The organism is Citricoccus sp. SGAir0253, assembly GCF_005877055.1.
In the GTDB taxonomy this organism is placed as follows: Bacteria; Actinomycetota; Actinomycetes; order Actinomycetales; family Micrococcaceae; genus Citricoccus.
Window position 1 is genome coordinate 1435312 of record NZ_CP039424.1, and the last position, 18058, is coordinate 1453369.

Annotated in this window: 12 protein-coding genes; 6 read left to right on the forward strand and 6 right to left on the reverse strand. The window is 75.9% G+C overall.

Going from position 1 to position 18058, the window contains the following annotated elements; genetic code table 11:
• Positions 1-135: 135 nt before the first annotated feature.
• Complete coding sequence (locus E7744_RS06430) at positions 136-1419, forward strand: RNA polymerase sigma factor (protein WP_137773401.1); 1284 nt, start codon at positions 136-138, stop codon at positions 1417-1419.
• A 149-nt stretch (positions 1420-1568) separates the two neighbouring features.
• On the opposite strand, the gene E7744_RS06435 is transcribed toward E7744_RS06430, so the two are convergent.
• Positions 1569-1799, reverse strand: a complete 231-nt coding sequence (locus tag E7744_RS06435; RefSeq protein WP_210417167.1) for a hypothetical protein — start codon at positions 1797-1799, stop codon at positions 1569-1571.
• Positions 1800-2084: 285 nt separating this feature from the next.
• Between E7744_RS06435 and E7744_RS06440 the strand changes: the two genes are divergently transcribed.
• Positions 2085-4205, forward strand: a complete 2121-nt coding sequence (locus E7744_RS06440; RefSeq protein WP_137773402.1) for a type IIA DNA topoisomerase subunit B — start codon at positions 2085-2087, stop codon at positions 4203-4205.
• 61 nt (positions 4206-4266) lie between these two features.
• Positions 4267-4941: a class I SAM-dependent methyltransferase gene (locus tag E7744_RS06445; protein ID WP_210417168.1), complete on the forward strand. Its 675-nt coding sequence runs from the start codon at positions 4267-4269 to the stop codon at positions 4939-4941.
• A 16-nt stretch (positions 4942-4957) separates the two neighbouring features.
• On the opposite strand, the gene E7744_RS06450 is transcribed toward E7744_RS06445, so the two are convergent.
• The 5 genes from E7744_RS06450 to E7744_RS06470 all read right to left on the reverse strand — a co-directional run bounded on the left by E7744_RS06450 (position 4958) and on the right by E7744_RS06470 (position 11372).
• Positions 4958-5944 carry an NAD(P)-dependent oxidoreductase gene (locus E7744_RS06450; RefSeq protein WP_137773404.1) on the reverse strand — a complete coding sequence of 329 codons (987 nt, stop codon included), beginning with the start codon at positions 5942-5944 and terminating at the stop codon, positions 4958-4960.
• Positions 5941-8787 carry an alpha/beta fold hydrolase gene (locus E7744_RS06455; protein WP_137773405.1) on the reverse strand — a complete coding sequence of 949 codons (2847 nt, stop codon included), beginning with the start codon at positions 8785-8787 and terminating at the stop codon, positions 5941-5943. Before E7744_RS06455 ends, E7744_RS06450 begins: the two co-directional genes overlap by 4 nt.
• A complete protein-coding gene (locus E7744_RS06460) occupies positions 8784-9806 on the reverse strand; it encodes a 3-oxoacyl-ACP synthase III (protein ID WP_210417169.1) in 1023 nt (340 codons plus the stop codon). The genes E7744_RS06455 and E7744_RS06460 overlap by 4 nt, the downstream gene beginning before the upstream one ends.
• A gap of 133 nt (positions 9807-9939) precedes the next feature.
• Positions 9940-10956 (reverse strand): M56 family metallopeptidase, encoded by a 1017-nt coding sequence (locus E7744_RS06465; RefSeq protein WP_137773407.1) that lies wholly within the window; start codon positions 10954-10956, stop codon positions 9940-9942.
• Between the two features lie 77 nt (positions 10957-11033).
• Positions 11034-11372: a BlaI/MecI/CopY family transcriptional regulator gene (locus tag E7744_RS06470; RefSeq protein WP_137773408.1), complete on the reverse strand. Its 339-nt coding sequence runs from the start codon at positions 11370-11372 to the stop codon at positions 11034-11036.
• 230 nt (positions 11373-11602) lie between these two features.
• On the opposite strand from E7744_RS06470, the gene E7744_RS06475 reads away from it, so the two are divergent.
• From E7744_RS06475 to cydC, 3 genes are all read left to right on the forward strand, one after another.
• Complete coding sequence (locus tag E7744_RS06475) at positions 11603-13207, forward strand: cytochrome ubiquinol oxidase subunit I (RefSeq protein ID WP_137773409.1); 1605 nt, start codon at positions 11603-11605, stop codon at positions 13205-13207.
• Positions 13208-13296: 89 nt separating this feature from the next.
• Positions 13297-14316, forward strand: coding sequence for a cytochrome d ubiquinol oxidase subunit II (gene cydB, locus E7744_RS06480; protein ID WP_137773410.1), 1020 nt, complete (start codon positions 13297-13299; stop codon positions 14314-14316).
• A gap of 62 nt (positions 14317-14378) precedes the next feature.
• Entirely contained in the window at positions 14379-18050 is a 3672-nt protein-coding gene (gene cydC, locus E7744_RS06485) for a thiol reductant ABC exporter subunit CydC (RefSeq protein ID WP_168199772.1), read from the forward strand.
• Positions 18051-18058: the final 8 nt, after the last annotated feature.

Here is an 18058-nt window from a genome sequence, read left to right on the forward strand (position 1 = left end):
CCCTGCTTCTGCGCGGGTCCGGACCCCGTGGCCACGGCGCGCGGACGTTCCGGATGCCATCACCGCGGACTTGACAGGGTCATAGTGGTGTTGACCGTCAGGGGCCCTCCGGGACGCCCGTACGAAAGGTATTGAGTGACTACTTCTTCCCAGAAGACCGAGAGCCAGGGCGGCGCGGCCGCCGAGGACGCGGTGGCCCAGGGCCAGGGCGGCGCGGCCGCCGGCGCGTCCACTCGGAAGTCCACGTCCTCCTCGCGGGCCACGAAGACGGCTGCCGCCGGCACTCGCAAGACCACCAAGAAGTCCGCCGCCAAGTCGGCGGGCGCCAAGTCCGCCGCCGGCAAGTCCGGGGCCACGTCCGCGGACGACGCCGTGGAGCCGGACGAGGAGCCCACGGACGTCCCCGCGAACGCCGCCGAGGAGGAGCCCGAGGAGGAGACCTCCGCGGGCGGCTTCGTCGTGTCCGACGCGGACGACGACGCCCCCGTGCAGCAGGTCGTCTCCGCCGGTGCCACGGCCGACCCGGTCAAGGACTACCTCAAGCAGATCGGCAAGGTCGCGCTCCTGAACGCCGAGCAGGAGGTGGACCTGGCGCTGCGCATCGAGGCCGGCCTGTACGCCGAGCACAAGATGAAGGAGCAGCCCATCAAGGACGCCCGCCTGCGGCGGGACATGGAGCTGATCATCGCTGACGGCCGGCGGGCGAAGAACCACCTGCTGGAGGCCAACCTGCGCCTCGTCGTGTCGCTGGCCAAGCGCTACACGGGGCGCGGCATGCTCTTCCTGGACCTCATCCAGGAGGGCAACCTCGGCCTGATCCGCGCGGTGGAGAAGTTCGACTACACCAAGGGCTTCAAGTTCTCCACCTATGCCACCTGGTGGATCCGCCAGGCGATCACGCGGGCCATGGCCGACCAGGCCCGCACCATCCGCATCCCCGTGCACATGGTCGAGGTCATCAACAAGCTGGCCCGCGTCCAGCGCCAGATGCTCCAGGACCTGGGCCGCGAGCCCACCCCGGAGGAGCTGGCCAAGGAGCTCGACATGACCCCCGAGAAGGTCGTCGAGGTCCAGAAGTACGGCCGCGAGCCCATCTCCCTGCACACCCCGCTCGGCGAGGACGGCGACTCCGAGTTCGGCGACCTCATCGAGGACTCCGAGGCCGTCGTGCCCGCCGACGCCGTGAGCTTCACGCTGCTGCAGGAGCAGCTGCACTCCGTGCTGGACACCCTCGCCGAGCGCGAGGCCGGCGTGGTGGCCATGCGCTACGGGTTGACGGACGGGCAGCCGAAGACCCTGGACGAGATCGGCAAGGTCTACGGCGTCACGCGCGAGCGCATCCGCCAGATCGAGTCCAAGACCATGTCCAAGCTGCGCCACCCCTCCCGGTCCCAGGTGCTGCGCGACTACCTGGACTGATCCGCGCGCCGTCCGGGGACACCCCTCGTCCCCGGGCGGCCCGGCCGTCCCGGACCGCCCCGCCCCTGCCGGACGGCACGAAGGCCCGCCACCCTCGGGGTGGCGGGCCTTCGTCGTGTCCGGGCTCCGCGCGTCGGCGCGGGCGGGGCCTACTCGGCGCTCACCGGCTCCTTCTCGTGGAGCTTGCTGGTCTCGTCCTGCCAGACGGTGGTCTGGGGGCGGAGGGTCCCCTCGACGGCGCGGGCGTGGTGGCCGCAGAACAGCAGCTCGCCCCCGCTCGCCAGGACGGCCCGGACGTAGGCCTGGGCCCCGCAACGGTCACAGCGGTCCGCGCCCGTCAACACCGGCGGGTCCATCGTCGTGGCGGTCGTGGTGGTCATGATGGCCTCCTCATCTGGTGCCCCTGCACCCCGGGTGCGGTCCGTGCGGTCCGCGGGGATTCGGTACTGCGTACACCTATGGAACCACCTTCCGTTGACTTTTGTTCGTGCGCCGGTCGGTTCCGGGCCCCGTTTCGCTGATCGCGGACGCGCGGGCGTCCGGATCGCGCCCGCGGCCGGGTTCCGGCCGAACCACGGGCCGGGCCGATACCCTGAAGGATGTCCATCCGCCCGGAGGGCCCCCGCCGGGGCCGAGGAGGCACACCGACCCCGTGAGGCAGGCCCATGTCCCGCAGCAGTGAGTACAACGCCCGGCACCTGTCCGTGCTCGAGGGCCTCGAGGCCGTGCGCAAGCGGCCCGGCATGTACATCGGCTCCACCGACTCCCGGGGCCTGATGCACTGCCTGTGGGAGATCATCGACAACTCGGTGGACGAGGCGCTGGCCGGCTTCGGCCAGTCGATCGCCATCACGCTGCACGCCTCCGGGGCCGTGGAGGTCGAGGACAACGGGCGCGGCATCCCCGTGGACATCGAACCGCGCACGGGCCTGTCCGGCGTGGAGGTGGTGTTCACCAAGCTGCACGCCGGCGGCAAGTTCGGCGGCGGCTCCTACGGCGCCTCCGGCGGCCTGCACGGCGTGGGCGCCTCCGTGGTCAACGCCCTGTCCTCCCGGCTGGACGTCCAGGTCTTCCGCGGCGGGAAGGTCCACCAGCTGTCCTTCCGCCGCGGTGAGCCGGGCCAGTTCCGGGACACCGGCACCGTCCACCGCCCCGACGCCCCGTTCACGCCCTCGGCCGACCAGTCGCCCATGGAGGTCGTCGGCAAGGCCAAGCGGGGGCAGACCGGCACCCGCGTGCGGTACTGGGCCGACGAGCAGATCTTCACCCCCGACGCGAGGTTCTCCTACGAGGACCTGCAGCAACGGGCCCGGCAGACCGCCTACCTCGTCCCCGGCCTGAAGATCACCCTGCGCGACGAGCGGCGCCTGCCGGGCACGCCGGGGGAGACCGGCCCGGTCGAGGAGGTCTTCCACTACGACGGCGGCATCTCCGAGTTCGTGGACCACCTGTCCTCCGCGAGCCCCGTGACGGACGTGTGGCGCCTGCAGGGCTCCGGCACGTTCTCCGAGCGCGTCCCCGTCCTGGGCGAGGACGGCCGGTCGGCGATGCAGGACGTCGAGCGGCTGTGCGAGGTGGACCTCGCGCTGCGCTGGGACGTCGGCTACGACACGACCTTCCGCTCCTTCGTCAACATCATCGCCACCCCCAAGGGCGGCACGCACCAGTCGGGCTTCGAACAGGCCCTGCTGAAGACCTTCCGCAAGACCGTGGAGGCGAACGCCCGCAAGCTCAAGGCCGGCAACGACAAGCTCGAGAAGGACGACGTGCTCGCCGGCCTGACGGCCGTGCTGACGGTGCGGTTGGCCGAGCCGCAGTTCGAGGGCCAGACCAAGGAGGTCCTGGGGACCCCGGCCGTGCGCCAGATCGTCGCCAAGGTGGTGGAGCAGGAGCTCACGGCCATCCTGAGGTCCACGCGCAAGCACGAGAAGAACCAGGTCGCCGTGCTGCTCGAGAAGGTCGTCGCCGAGATGAAGTCGCGCATCTCGGCCCGCACCCACAAGGAGAACCAGCGGCGCAAGAACGCGCTGGAGACCTCCTCCATGCCGGCCAAGCTCGCGGACTGCCGCACCACGGACGTGCAGTCCTCCGAGCTGTTCATCGTCGAGGGCGACTCGGCCCTGGGCACCGCCAAGCTGGCGCGCTCCTCCGACTTCCAGGCCCTGTTCCCGATCCGCGGCAAGATCCTCAACGTGCAGAAGGCCTCGGTGGGGGACATGCTCTCCAACGCCGAGTGCGCGGCCCTGATCCAGGTCGTCGGCGGCGGGGCCGGGCGCAGCTTCGACCTGGCCGCCGCGCGCTACGGCAAGGTCATCCTCATGACGGACGCCGACGTGGACGGCGCCCACATCCGGACCCTGCTGCTCACGCTGTTCTTCCGCTACATGCGTCCCATGGTCGAGGAGGGCCGGGTGTACGCCGCCGTGCCCCCGCTGCACCGCGTGGAGGTCATCCACCCGGGAGCCAAGGCCAACGAGGTGGTCTACACCTACTCGGAGAACGAGCTGCACCGCCTGCTGGCCTCCCTCGAGAAGGACGGGCGGAACTACAAGGAGCCCATCCAGCGCTACAAGGGCCTGGGCGAGATGGACGCGGACCAGCTCGCGGACACCACCATGGACCCCCGCCAGCGCATGCTGCGCCGCGTCACCATCCCCGAGGCGGAGGAGGCCCTGCAGCGGGCCGAGCACGTCTTCGACCTGCTGATGGGCTCCAACGTGGCGCCCCGCAAGGACTTCATCATCTCTGGGGCGGACGAGCTGGACCGTGAGCGCATCGACGCCTGATCATGGGTCGATGGACGACCGGGGCCCGACAGCGCCGGACCCGGTGGAGCCGGCCCCCGGCGTGAGCGGCCCGACGGCGGCCGGGCCGGACCCCGCCTTCGCGGCGGCCCCGCCGGGCCAGCCGGGCTACGACGAGCTCGCGGAGCTCTACGACCGCACGTTCCCGGGCCCCTGGCAGCGCCCCCTCGACCGGCACTGCCTCGATGCCTTCGCCGACGCCCTGCCGCGCGGGGGGACCGTGCTGGACGTGGGGTGCGGGACGGGCCACGTCACGGTGGAGCTGGCGTTCCGCGGGTTCAACACGATCGGGGTGGACCCCTCGGCCAAGATGCTCGAGATCGCCCGCAAGCGCTACCCGAGCCAGCCGTGGATCGAGGGCGACGCCCGGTACCCGGCGGACTCGGAGGTGGTGCGCTCGGCCGCCCCGGTCGTGGGCATCCTCGCCCGCTTCAGCCTGATCCACGTGCCGCCCGCGGAGCTCCCCGCCGTCCTGGAGTCCTGGGCCCGCCACACCGGGACGGGCTGCCAGGTGCTCGTGGTGTTCCAGTGCCTGCTCGACTCCGAGCAGGACACCGAGGAGTTCGCCCACGCCGTGGCCCCGGCCTGGCGGTGGAACCCGTCGTCCCTGGCGCGGCTGCTCGAGGCCGCGGGCTTCTCCGAGCGCTGGCGCGTCATCGTGTGCCCGGACGAGGAGCACCCCTACCCGGAGTGCCACCTGGTGGCCGTCCGCCGCTGACCGGACCGGTGCGCCCTCAGCGCGCGCGGTAGTGGTCGGCCAGCAACCGCAGCCCCTCGTCGACCGAGACCGCCGGTTCCCAGTCCAGCACCTGCCGGGTGCGCCGCTGGTCGAACCAGTGCGCCGTGGAGAGCTGCTCGGCCAGGAACGCGGTCAGGGGCGGCTCCTCGCCGTCGCCGCCGAGCCCCGCGGCGTCCCAGACGCGCTCGATGACCGCCCCGGCCGCGCGGGCCAGGCCCGCCGGCACGCGCAGCCGGGGCTCGGCGGCGCCGCCGGCCACGGCCAGGGCCCGGACCAGCTCGCCGACCGGGCGCGGCTCGCCGTTGGTCACCACGAGGGCCTCGCCGTGCACGCGGTCCACCGCCGCCACGGCGGCGACCAGCGCGTCCACCGCGTTCGTGGTGTAGAGGGTGTCCACGAGGGCCGCGGCCGGTCCCAGCAGCGGCATCCGCCCGGCGCGGGCGCGCTGCACGACGCGCTCCGTCAGCTGCTCGTCGCCCGGCCCCCACATCAGGTGGGGGCGCAGCGCGAGCACCCGGAAGTCCGGGGCGTCCGCGGCCAGGGCGATGAGCTCGCCGGCGGCCTTGGTGCGGGCGTAGTGCCCGCGGGCCCGGACGGGGTCGGCCGGCCCGGCCCCCGCCCCCACGATCGAGGACCCGGCGTGGGCCACGGACGGGGAGGAGACGTGCACGAACCGGCGCACGCCGGCGGCCCGGGCCGCCCGCACCACGGTGCGGGTGCCGTGCACGTTGACGGCCTCGTACTGCGCGGCGGGCCCGGAGACCGAGACCTTGGCGGCCACGTGGACCACGGTGTCCCGGCCGGCCACGGCCCGGGCCACGGCGGCGGGATCCGTCACGGACCCGGCCACGTCGCGGGCGCCGGGCACCCCGGAGGGGCGGCGCTGCAGGGTCACCACGTCGTCGCCCGCCGCGGCGAGCCGGCGCGCCACCCCGGACCCCAGCAGCCCGGAGGCGCCGGTGACGAGGACGCGGCGGCTCACGGGCGGCCCACCCGGCCCCCGGCGAGCACGCCCGCGGCCCACCGGGCGAGCCGGGAGCGGTCGATCTTCGAGTTGTGCCGGATGTCCACGGGCACGCGGTCCGTCACCAGGACCGCGGCGACCGGGACGGGGGCGGCGGCGGAGCGCACGGCCGCGGCGAGGGCCGTGGGCGCCAGGCCCGGCCGGGCGCGCACGCCGGGGGCGGTCTCCACGACGGCGACGACGGCCTGGGTGCCCCGCGGGCCCACGCCGACGACGGCGGAGCGCGAGACCTGGCCGAGGGCGTCGATCCGGGCCTCGGGACCGCCGGGGGCCACGGGGCCGCGGTCGGTGACGACCACGTGCTGCAGCCGCCCCTCGATCCACAGCCGGCCGGCGTCGTCCAGGTGCCCGACGTCCTGGGTGCGGTGCCACTGCAGGCCGTCGAGGTGGTCGCGCCGGCTCGTCGCGTCGGTGAGCCACAACCGGTCGTAGGCAGCCTTCTGGTGGGGGGCGGAGACCACGACCTCGCCGAGGACGCCGGCGGCCTCCGGGCCCTCGAGCAGGGCCTCCGCCGCGGTGCCGTCCGCCCCGAGCGGGGCGATGGCGATCCGCACCGGGCCCACGGGCCGTCCCACGCAGACGCCGTCCTCGGCGCTGCCTGCGGTGGCCGCCCGCGTGAGCCCCTCGCGGTCGATGTCCGCCAGCAGCAGGGCCTCCGTCATGCCGTAGGGCGAGTGCAGGTCGGCGGCCGGGAAGACGCGGCCGACCTGCTCCACGAGCCGCGGGTGGACGGGCGCCCCGGCGGAGAGCACGAGGGTGATCCGTCCCAGCGCGGCACGCTGGGCGTGCGTGAGGGCGTCCGCCGTGGCCACCACGTTGCGCAGGGCGGCCGGGGAGGCGAAGAGCATGGTGGCGTGCCCGGCGGCGGCGGCCTCGGCGACGGCCGTGGCGGTGAGGGTGGCCGGGCGGGTGACGGACATGTCCGGGGTGATGGACGTGGCCCCGATGGCCGGGCCGAGCAGGGCGAACGGGGCGAAGCCGGCCAGCAGGGAGGACCCGGGGCGCACGTCGAACACGTCGCGCAGCAGCCCGGCCAGGGCCGCCAGCCGGCCGTGCGTGTAGAGCACGCCCTTGGCCGGGCCGGTCGAGCCGGACGTGTAGAGGATCGCGGCTGGGTCCCCGGGGCCGGGGCCGGGCTCCGGGCAGCGCTCCCCGGCGTGCCGGGCGGCCATCGCGTGCAGGCCGTCCTCGACGCCCAGGGCGGCGGCCAGGGGGCGGGGCAGGGTCTCCACGGAGAGCCGGCGGCCGGGCCACCGCTGGGTGCGTGCGACCGCCAGGCCCGCCGGCCGGCCGATGATCCAGTCGGGCCGGGCCGCGCGGACGGCGCGGGTCATCCCGGCGACGCCGAGGCCGGCGTCGGCCACCACCACCACGGCCCCGATGCGCAGGCTCGCGTAGAGCGCCGCCGTCAGGTCCAGGCCGGGGGTGACCAGCAGGGAGATCCGGTCGCCGGGCCGCACCCCGTGGCGGAGCAGGCCGACGGCCACGGCGTCCACGACGCCGGCCAGCCGGTCCCAGCCCACGGGCGGCCGGTCCGCCCCGGCCAGGTCGACGAGCGCGGTGTCCGGGCGGTCGCGCCACTCGTCGAGGAAGGCCCACAGCGGCCGGTGGTCCCCCGGCGCGGTGCCGGTGTCCCCGGTGGCGCCGGGGTTCCCCGGGGCCACGGCGTCCGGCGCCGGGAGCGACCCCGGACGGTCCGGGGCCGCCGGCGCACCGGCGGGCACCCGGGCGAGCAGCCGCCCGGCCCAGCGCAGCACGGGGGCGGCGAGGTCGATCTCCTCGGCCAGCAGGTGCCCGGCGGTCTCGGCGCGGTGCAGGTCCGCGTGCGGGAGGCGCTCCAGCAGGTCCGCCAGGTGGCGGTCCAGGAACACGGGGTCCCGCGGGCCCCACAGGAGGAGCACCGGCTTGCGGAAGGCGGCCACGTCGGCGGCGACCCGCCGCAGCTCGGCGTGCGAGGCGTGCCCGGGGCCGACCGGGATGTCCGCGACGAAGCCGCCGATGCCCCCGCGCCGCTCCGCCCGGCGGTAGGGGCCGTGGTAGGCCGCGCGCACCGCGGGGTCCAGCGACGGGCGGGCCAGGGAGGTGGTGACCCGCAGGAAGGCGTCGGTCAGGACGGTGGAGCCGGGCAGCAGGGGACCGGCCAGGGCCGCCCGCAGGGGCGCGGGCAGCGGCTCGTCCGCGTCCTGGTGGACGGCGGTGTTCAGGGTCATGGCCCCCGTGACGAGGTCCTGGTTCCGCCCGGCCCAGCCGAGCGAGACCACCCCGCCCCAGTCGTGGCCGAGGGTCAGCAGCGGGTGCCCCTCCCGGGCCGCGGTGTCCAGCCCCAGCGTGCGGACGAGGGCGTCGAGGTCCGCGATCCGCCCGGCCAGGGTGCGGTAGCCGGCGCCGTCGGAGGCGGGGGAGGGGCCGCCGCCGGGACCGGCCGCCGCGGGCCGCGGCAGCGCCGGGTGGGCCAGCCGCTCGGAGTAGCCCATGTCCAGCTGGTCGGGCGCGACGACGCGCCACGCCGGGCCCTCCCCGCGGCGGGCGGCCTCCACCGTGGCGGCGGCCAGGGACCGCCACAGGTAGGACCACGTGGGGTTGCCGTGGACGGCCAGGATGGTGCCCTCCGGCTCCCGGCCGGCTGCCGCCAGCACCGGGCCGGTGTCGAGCACGTGCAGCGACCGGTCGCCGTCGGGGGCCGGGACGGTGACGATCCGGCTCCAGGCCGGGTCCCAGCCCGGCAGGGCGGGCGCGGTCCCGGCGGCGGGCGCGCCGTGGGGGTTGACGGGCAGGACGGCGGGGGAGGCGGGGATCCTCACCAGGCGATCTCCAGCATGGCCGTGTTCAGGCCCGAGCCGACGCCCATGCACAGCACCCGGTCGCCGGCGGCCAGCGAGGCCGCCTCGCGGGCCAGGGTGATCGGCAGCGAGGCCGGTCCCACGTTGCCCAGCGCGGGGAAGGTCACCGGGAACCGCTCGGGGTCCAGCCCGGCGGCCTCGGTCATCGAGTCGGTGTGCAGGCGGGAGACCTGGTGCGTGACGTAGCGGTCCATCGAGGCCCAGCCCCAGTCCGCGGGGACCTCGTTCCAGGCGTCCATGACGAGCTCGAGCCCGTCCTTGAGCAGGGCGGTGGAGTCGGTGAACATGCCCTTGTGGTCGCCCACGCACAGGTCGTGGTGGTCGGTGCCGGCCCGCGTGATGCCGCGGACGATGCGGTGCCCCTCCGGGTGCAGGTCGGTGCGTCCCACGACGGCGGCCGCCGCCCCGGAGCCCAGCGTCAGGGACGCGAACTGCTCCATGAAGCTGGAGCGGTCCACCGCCTCGTCCTTGAGGTTCTGCAGGGTGGCCTGCTGGACCTTCCCGGAGTCCTCCCCGGCGACGACCACGGCGTAGTCCACCTGGCCGGCGTCGATGAGCGAGGCGGCCAGGGACAGCCCGTTGACGAAGCCCAGGCAGGCGTTGGTGATGTCGAAGTTCGTGGCCGAGGTGGGCAGGCCCAGCTCGTGGTGGATCCGCACGGCCACGGAGGGCTCGAGCGTCTCGCGGGTGACCGAGGTGTTGACCATGAGCCCCACCTGCCCGGGCCGCACGCCGGCCTGCTCGAGCGCGAGCCGGCCGGCCTGCGCGGCCCCGTCCTGGAAGTGCCCCGGCTGCAGCCAGTTGCGCCGCTCGTTGACGCCGGCGACGCGCTGCAGCAGCCCGCGCGGCAGCCGCAGCCGGCGCAGCACCGGGGCGAGCTCCTCGTCGATCTGCTCGCTCGTCACGGTCACGGGGGCCAGCACTTCCGTCACGGACAGGAGGGAAGCGTTGGAGTGACGGAAGATCGCGTTGCCTTGCACTATGGGCCTGGTCCGTTCGTGGTCTGGGTTCGGGGGCGGGGCGCCGCGGCACCACCGACGACCCAGCTTATCGAACGCCGGGCCGGGGCGTGCGTCGCCGCGGGCGGGCCCGCCGGCCGGCCCGCCGGCGGGCTCAGGTGAGCGCCAGCAGCACCACGGGCAGCGCGGCCAGCGCCAGGGCCAGCACCACCACGGCGGCGCGCGCGGCCAGCGGCAGCGGCGGCACGGGGTCCAGCAGCCGGTACAGGCGCAGGGTCAGCGGCACGGACCCGTCCCCCTGGACGTTGGGCAGGGGCCGGCCCCCGGCGGCCTCGCGGGGGTCCCGGGCGGCCGGGCGCGCGGGGACGGCCGGCTCGGCGGGGGTGCGGGCGGCGCCCTCGCCCTCGCCCGTCAGGACGATGGCCCGGACCAGGTCGGCCCGGTCGTGCGTGCGCAGGGCGGCGTCGTCGGCCAGCATCTCGGTCAGTCCCGCGACGGCCTGGCGGGCGGTCGCCGTGGTGGGCAGCCAGGCCACGGCGCGGTGCCACGCCTCGAAGGCGAGCCGGAGCAGGTCGTGCCGCTGGCGCAGGTGCGCCCGCTCGTGGGCGACGACGGCCCCCACCTCGCGCGCGGAGAGCTGGTCCAGCAGGCCCTGGGAGAGCACGGTGAGCGAGCCGGTGAGCCCGGGCAGGCAGTAGGCCAGCGGCACGTCGTGCGGCAGCACGCGCGTGCCGGGGGCGTCGGCACCGGGGCGGGTGCCGGGCGGGGAGGCCAGCAGCTCGACCATCTGCCGGTGCCGCCGCCGGTGCGCCACCGTGCGCCACGCGGTCACGGCCAGGGTGAGCACCAGGTGGCCGGTGAGCAGCAGGGAGCCGGTCACGGCGGCGATGCGGGCCGGCAGCAGCGGGTCGAGCACGAGCCGGTCGACCCACGAGCCGTCGGCCAGGCCGGTGGCGAAGGCGGCCAGGGACTGGCCGAGGTGACCGCCGAGGGGGGCCAGTCCCCACGCCAGGGGGGTGCCGACCAGGGCCAGGCCACCGGCGAGGGCGACGGCCTGCCACAGCACCATGGCGGCCGCGGGGGCGCGCCGCACCCAGCGGGCGCGGCCGAGCAGGACGGGCACCGGCCAGGCCAGCGCCACGGCCAGGGCGGCGAGCAGCAGGACGGACACTAGGGAAGTCTAGGCGCCCGCCGGCGTCCCCCGCGGCGGCGGACGCCGGCGGGGAACCCGGCCCCGGGAGCGGGGGCTCAGGACTCCAGGAGGCGGCGGACGGCGGCGGCCTCGTCGGGGCCGATCCCGCCGAGGAAGCGGGCCAGGACGGCCTGGCGGTCCGGCACGGAGCCGAGGACCTCGTTGAGCAGCCCGACGGTGTGGTCCTCGCGGGTGGAGGCCGCGGCGTAGCGGTGCGGGCGCCGGCCGCCGTCGCGGCGCACCAGCCCCTTCTTCTCCAGGCGGGAGAGCACGGTCAGCACGGTGGTGACCGCCAGCTCGCCGGCGAGGGCGTCGCGCACCTCGTTGGCCGTGTGCGCACCCGGCCGGTCCCACAGCAGGTCCATCACGGACCGTTCCAGATCGCCCAGTGCCACCGGTGCCTCCCTCTGTCTCGTCCTCGTGCCGGTGCCGGCCTCGTGCGGTCCGCCCGTGCGGTGACGTCCGCCACGGCCCGGGGCGGGCCACGCCACTATTCTACAGTACGTAGAAGTTCGGGCTAGACTCGTTTTCTACAGGCTGTAGAAGTCCCGGCCTGCCGACATCGTCGCCCCGACAGCAGGCGGCCCGGTGACCCCCCGCCGCGGCCGCCGGGAGAGGCCCGCCCATGGATCCGCTGGACATCGCCCGCTGGCAATTCGGCATCACCACCGTCTACCACTTCATGATGGTCCCGCTCACGATCGGGCTGGGGCTGGTCGTGGCCCTGCTGCAGACCCGCTGGCACCGCACGGGCCGCGAGGAGTACCTGCGGATGACCAAGTTCTGGGGCAAGCTCTTCCTGATCAACTTCATCATGGGCGTGGCCACCGGCATCGTCCAGGAGTTCCAGTTCGGCATGGCGTGGTCCGAGTACTCCCGCTTCGTCGGTGACGTCTTCGGCGCCCCGCTGGCCCTGGAGGCGCTCATCGCGTTCTTCCTGGAGTCCGTGTTCCTGGGCCTGTGGATCTTCGGCTGGAAGCGGCTGGACCCCCGGATCCACCTCGGCGCCATCTGGGCCGCGGTGATCGGCTCGGTGTTCTCCGCCTACTTCATCCTGGCCGCCAACGCCTGGATGCAGCACCCCGTGGGCGTGGAGATGGTGGACGGCCGGCCGGTGATGAACGACCTCTGGGCCGTGCTGACCAACAACACCCTGCTGGTGCACTTCCCGCACACGCTCTTCGGGGCGGTCTCCGTGGCCGGCGCCTTCCTGCTCGGGATCTCCTGGTACCACCTGTGGAAGCGCCGCCGCGACGGGATCGACACCGTCGCCGCGGACGGGTCCGTCGTCGTCGGGAGCACGGGCTCGCGCGGCCGGGACGAGACCGACCACCGGGTCTGGTTCTCCTCCCTGCGCTGGGGCGCCTGGATCGCCGTCGTCGGCTTCCTCGGCACCGCCTTCTCCGGCCACGCGCAGGCCCAGCTGATGATCGAGCAACAGCCGCTGAAGATGGCCGCCGCCGAGGCCGCCTGCCACGACGGCACCGGCTTCTCCGTGCTCTCCGTGGCGGACCTGCGCAACACCGACGGGGCCACGAACTGCGACGACATCGTCGGGGTGATCGAGATCCCCGGCCTGCTGTCCTTCCTCGCGCACAACGACTTCACCACGGACGTGGCCGGCGTCAACACGCTGATCCCGCAGTACCAGGAGCGGTACGGCACCCACCTGCCGGACGACCCGCTCTACGGCGAGCGCGCCGGCCAGGAGATCGACTACCTGCCGGTCATGGAGGTCACCTACTGGGGCTTCCGGATCATGATCACGTTCGGCGGGCTCGCCGCGCTCGCGGCCGCCGTGGCGCTGTGGGTGACCCGCCGGGGGACCGTGCCGCGGTCCACCGCGCTGATGCGCCTGGCGGTGGTGGGCATCCTCGCCCCCTTCGGGGCCAACGCGGCCGGCTGGATCTTCACGGAGATGGGCCGCCAGCCCTTCGTGGTGGTCCCCAACCCGGACCCCACCGGCATCGACCAGGTGTGGATGTACACGGCCGCCGCGGTCTCGCCCGGCGTCTCGGCCGGGGAGCTGCTGTTCTCGCTGGTCCTGCTGACGGTCGTCTACGCGGTGCTGATGGTGGTCGAGGTCGTCCTGCTCACCCGCTACGTCAAGGGCGGCGTGCCGGCAGGGATGCCCGAGCTCACCGCCGACGAGCACGAGGACGGCGACGGCGACGCGGGCCCCGGGGGCTCCCGTCCGGCGGACACCGACGTGCTCGCCTTCGCCTACTGAGCCTGCGGCGGCCCCGCGACAATCCCGCCCCGCCCTCCTTCCGCCCCCGCCCCCACCCCAGCCTCCGACCCCCCGAAAGGCAGGCCCCCATGGACGTCCTCCCCGTCCTCTGGTTCGCCCTCATCGCCGTGCTGTGGACCGGCTACCTCATCCTCGACGGCTTCGACCTGGGCGTGGGCATGCTCATGCGGGCCTGGGGGCGCAACGAGAGCCAGCGGCGCGTGCTGCTCAACACCATCGGCCCCGTCTGGGACGGCAACGAGGTGTGGCTGATCACCGCCGCCGGGGCCATGTTCGCGGCCTTCCCGCACTGGTACGCCTCGCTGTTCGCCGGCCTCTACCTGCCGTTGACCGTCACCCTGCTGGCGCTGATCCTGCGGGCCGTGTCCATCGAGTACCGGGGCAAGGCCCGCACCGCCGCGACGAGGGCGGCGTGGGACTGGTGCCTGGCCGGGGGGTCCGCCGTGGCGGCCTTCAGCATCGGGCTGCTGCTGGCCGTGACCACCACGGGCCTGCCGCTGGACGCCCACGGCGACCGGGTCGGCGGGCCGTTCGCGTGGCTGTCCTGGGAGGGCCTCGTGGGCGGCACGGCCGCCGTCGGCTTCGCCCTGGCCATGGGCTGGGCCTACCTGGGCCTGAAGACCGAGGGCAGCCCCCGCCGGGCCGCCCACCGGCACCTGTCCCGGTACCTGCCGCTGTACCTGCTGCCCTCCGCCGCCTGGGGCGTCATCGTGGTGGGCCGGGACCCCGGCGTGGTGCCGTGGGCCCTGCTGGCCGCCGCCGCGCTCGCCGCCGGCGCGGCCTGGACCGCAGCCCGGGCCCGCCGGGAGGGCTGGGCCTTCACCGCGCTCGCGGCGTCCATGGCCGCCGGCGCGGCCGGCGTGGTCCTCGCGGTGTACCCCGTGGTCCTGCCCTCCACCCTGGACCCCGCCCACGACCTGACCGTCTCCGGGGCGGCCTCCGCCGAGTACACCCTGACGGTGATGTCCTGGGCGGCCCTCGTCATGGTGCCGGTCGTGCTCGCCTACTCGGCGTACGTGTACTGGGTGTTCCGCCGCCGGCTGCACGAGACGCACATCCCCGAGTCGCACGTGGTGACGCCGGTCTGAGACCCGAACTCCCCACCTCCCGCTCCGGCCGCCGGGCGCTCGCCGGCCTGGCCGCCCTGGCCGTGCTCCGGGCGGCCGGCTGGATCCTGCTGGCCGTCGCCCTGGCCCGCGGCCTCGCCCAGCTCGCCGCGCTGCTGCCCGCCCCCGAGAGCGGGAACCTCCTCGGCCTGCTGCTGCGCCCGGACCCGGCCTCGTACGACCCCGCCGCCGTCGGACTCACGGACCTCACCGGCTCGGCGGCCTTCGCCGCCACGTGCGCGCTGGGGCTCGGCGGCGTGCTCGCCCGCGCCGCGGCCACGTGGGGCCAGCAGGTGCTCGCCCGCCGCGCCGCCCTCGGGGCGAAGGAGGAACTGCGCCACGCCCTCGTGCGCCACCGGCTCGCGGCCGCCGGCGCCGAGGCGGACCGCGCCGGCGAGGACGCCGTGCTCGCCGCCACGGGGTTGGACGGGCTCGACGCGTACTTCACCCAGTACCTGCCCGCGCTGCTCTCCGCGGCCGTGGTGCCCCTCGCCCTGGGGGCGTGGATCCTCGCGCACGACCTCGTCTCCGCGCTCGTGCTCGCGCTCACCCTGCCGCTGGTCCCGCTGTTCATGGTGCTCATCGGGCGGTACACCGAGGACCGGGTCCAGCAGGCCGCCGCGGGGCTGGACCGGCTCTCGCACCACCTGCTGGAGCTCGCCCGCGGCCTGCCCGTGCTCGTGGGCCTGCGGCGGGCCGGCACGCAGCGCCAGGCCCTCGCCGGGGTCTCGGAGCGGTACCGGTCCACCACCCTGACCACGCTGCGCACCGCGTTCCTGTCCGGGTTTGCCCTGGAGCTCATCAGCACGCTCTCCGTCGCGGTCGTCGCCGTGGTCATCGGGGTCCGGCTCGTCGACGGACAGGTGGACCTGTACACGGGGCTGCTGGTGCTGACGCTCGCCCCCGAGGTCTACCTGCCCTTCCGGGACATCGGGGCCGCGCACCACGCCTCCGAGGACGGGGTGGAGGCCCTGCGGCGGGCCCGCGCCGAGACCGCGCGGCCCGTGCCGGCGTCCCTCGCCGACCGCGAGGCGCTCGCGGACGGGCCCGACGGCAGCGCGGGGACCGAGACGGACGACGCCGACCGCGTGCGGGTCCGGGGCCTGTCCCTCGCCCACCGGGGCCCCGACGGCGCACCGGGCCCCGCCGTCGTCGAGGGACTGGACCTCGACCTCGAGCCCGGGCGCACCACGGTGCTCGCGGGCTCGAGCGGCACGGGCAAGACGACCGTGCTGTCCGCCCTGGCCGGCGTGCAGCGCGCCGGACGCCTGCACGCGCGCGGGACGACGAGAGGACTGGCCGGCCGGCCCGTCGCCTGGCTCGGCCAGCACCCGCAGGCCAGCGAGCCCACGGTGCGGGCCGAGCTCGCGCTGCACGCCGCGGCCGGGGCGACGGTCGACGGCACGGTCGACGACGCCCTGACGGGGGCCGCGCTGGCCGCGTGCGGGCTCGCGGGCACCGAGGACCGCGACCCGGCCGAGATGAGCCCGGGGGAGCGGCGGCGGCTGGGGATGGCCCGCGTCCTCGCCCGCCTCATGGCCGCCGCCGGCGCCACGGCCGGCGCCGGCGACGAACGGGCCTGGCTCGTCGTGCTCGACGAGCCCACCGCCCACCTCGACCCGGCCGGCGCCGAGCGGATCCGGTCGGTGATCGGCGAGCTCGCGGCCGGGCGGCTGCCCGGGGGCCGGCGGACGCGCGCGATCGTGCTCGTGGCCTCCCACGACCGCGCCCTGCACCGCCGGGCGGACGTCGTGCACGGCCCGGCGCCGGACCCCGGGGGCCCCGGCGCCGCGTCCCGGCCGGACTCGGTGGCGGTGGCGACGGGGACCACGGTGAGCGCCGACCGGCCGGTGGGCCTGACCGGGGCCGCGGGGGAGGCGGTGGGCCAGGACGCTGCCCCGGCCGACCCGGGGACCGCGGCCGGCCCGGTGTCCGCAGACGCCGCCGCGACCGGCGGGCTCCCCGCCGGGGCGCCCCGCGGCGACGGACCCGGGTGGCGCGCGTGGCTGCGGCTGCTGCCCCTCACCGAGCGTCGCTTCCTCGCCGGGGTGGCGTGGGCGGTGGCGGCCACCCTGGCGGCGGCCCTGCTCTCGGGACTGTCCGGCTGGCTCATCGTCCAGGCCGCCTACCAGCCGCCCGTGCTCTACCTGCTCTCCGTGATCGTCATGGTCCGGTTCCTCGGCATCGGCCGGGCCCTGGCCCGGTACCTCGAGCGCCTCCGCACCCACGACGCGGTCCTGGACTGGGCGGGCCGCCTGCGCCTGCGGCTGTGGGACCGGCTCGGCTCGCACGCCGGCCAGTGGGGCCGGCTCACCCGCTCCGGCGGGGCCCTGTCCGTCCTGGTGGCGGACGTGGACGAACTGCGCGATGCCGTCCCGCGCGTCATCGTGCCGATCCCCGCGGCGGTCCTCAGCTGGGCGGCGACCGTGCTGGTCGTCGCCCTGATGGCCCCGGCCGCGTGGTGGCCGCCCGTCGTGGCCGGCGCGGCGGGGCTGGTCCTCGTCCCGCTGGTCGTCGGCGCCGCCGACCGCCGCGCCACGCGCGCCCTCGCCGACCACCGGACGGGGCTGCTGCGCCGGACCACCGCCCTGTTCACCGCCGCGGCGGACCTGGGCGGCAACGGCGCCGCCGCCCTGGCGGCCGAGCGGTTCGCCGCGGCCGACCGCGCCGCGGACCGGCCGCTGCAGCGGGCCGCGGCCGCCGCCGGCCTGGGCCAGGCCCTCGCGGTGCTGCTCTCCGGCTGGGCGGCCGTGCAGGCCATGGTGCTGTGTCTGGCGCATGGGGTCACCGCCCCGGTCGCCGCGCTGGTCGTGTTCCTCCTGCTGGCCCTCGCCGAACCGCTGGGGCTGTACGCCACGGCGTGGCAGGAGGCGGCCGTCCTGCGGCGGCAGCTGGCCAAGACCGCCCCGCTGCTGGCGGGCCCCGCACCGGACGGCGCGGCGTCCGACGGGAGGGCATTCGACGGGACGGCCCCGGACGGGCCGGGCGCCCCGGTCGTCGAGGCCGGGCCCGTCGATCCTGCCGGTGCCGCCGGCCCGCACCGGCCCGGGACCGCCCGCGTCACCGGCCTGCGGCTCGAGGGCGTCGCCGCCCGCTATCCCGGGACGGGCCGCGACGTGCTCACGGGCGTGGACCTGGCCGCGTCCCGGGACGGCCTGGCGGTCATCACGGGGCCCTCGGGATCGGGCAAGTCGACGCTGCTGGCCGTGCTGCTGGGCTTCCTGCCCCCGCACGCCGGCCGCTACGTGCTGCAGTCCTCGGCGCCCGCGGCGCCCGCGCAGGCCCTGCGCCGCGTCGCCTGGTGCCCGCAGGACGCCCACCTCTTCGACTCCACGCTGCGCGCCAACCTGGCGCTGGCCCGGGATCCGGGCGACCGGCCCTCCGAGGCCGAGATGCGCGCCGCCCTGGCCCTCGTGGGGCTCGGGGGCTGGCTCGGCACGAGGCCCGCGGGCCTCGACACGCGGCTGGGCCCGGCCGGGCACCACCTCTCCGGGGGCCAGCGCCAGCGGGTGGCGGTGGCGCGCGCGCTGCTGGCCCGGGCCGACGTCGTGCTGCTGGACGAGCCGACCGCCCACCTGGGCGCGGACGAGGCGGCCGCCCTCGTCGCGGACCTGCGGCACGCGCTGCGCGGCCGGACGGCGGTCATGGTGACCCACGACGAGCGGTTCGCCGCGGCCGGCACCACGGGACTGCGCCTGGGCGCCGGCCGCCCGTGAGCCCCGCC

Coding starts and splice junctions, on each gene's coding strand:
- E7744_RS06440 (WP_137773402.1), top strand. CDS start 2,085: ATGTCCCGCAGCAGTGAGTACAACGCCCGGCACCTGTCCGTGCTCGAG.
- E7744_RS06475 (WP_137773409.1), top strand. CDS start 11,603: ATGGATCCGCTGGACATCGCCCGCTGGCAATTCGGCATCACCACCGTC.
- cydB (WP_137773410.1), top strand. CDS start 13,297: ATGGACGTCCTCCCCGTCCTCTGGTTCGCCCTCATCGCCGTGCTGTGG.
- E7744_RS06435 (WP_210417167.1), bottom strand. CDS start 1,799: ATGACCACCACGACCGCCACGACGATGGACCCGCCGGTGTTGACGGGC.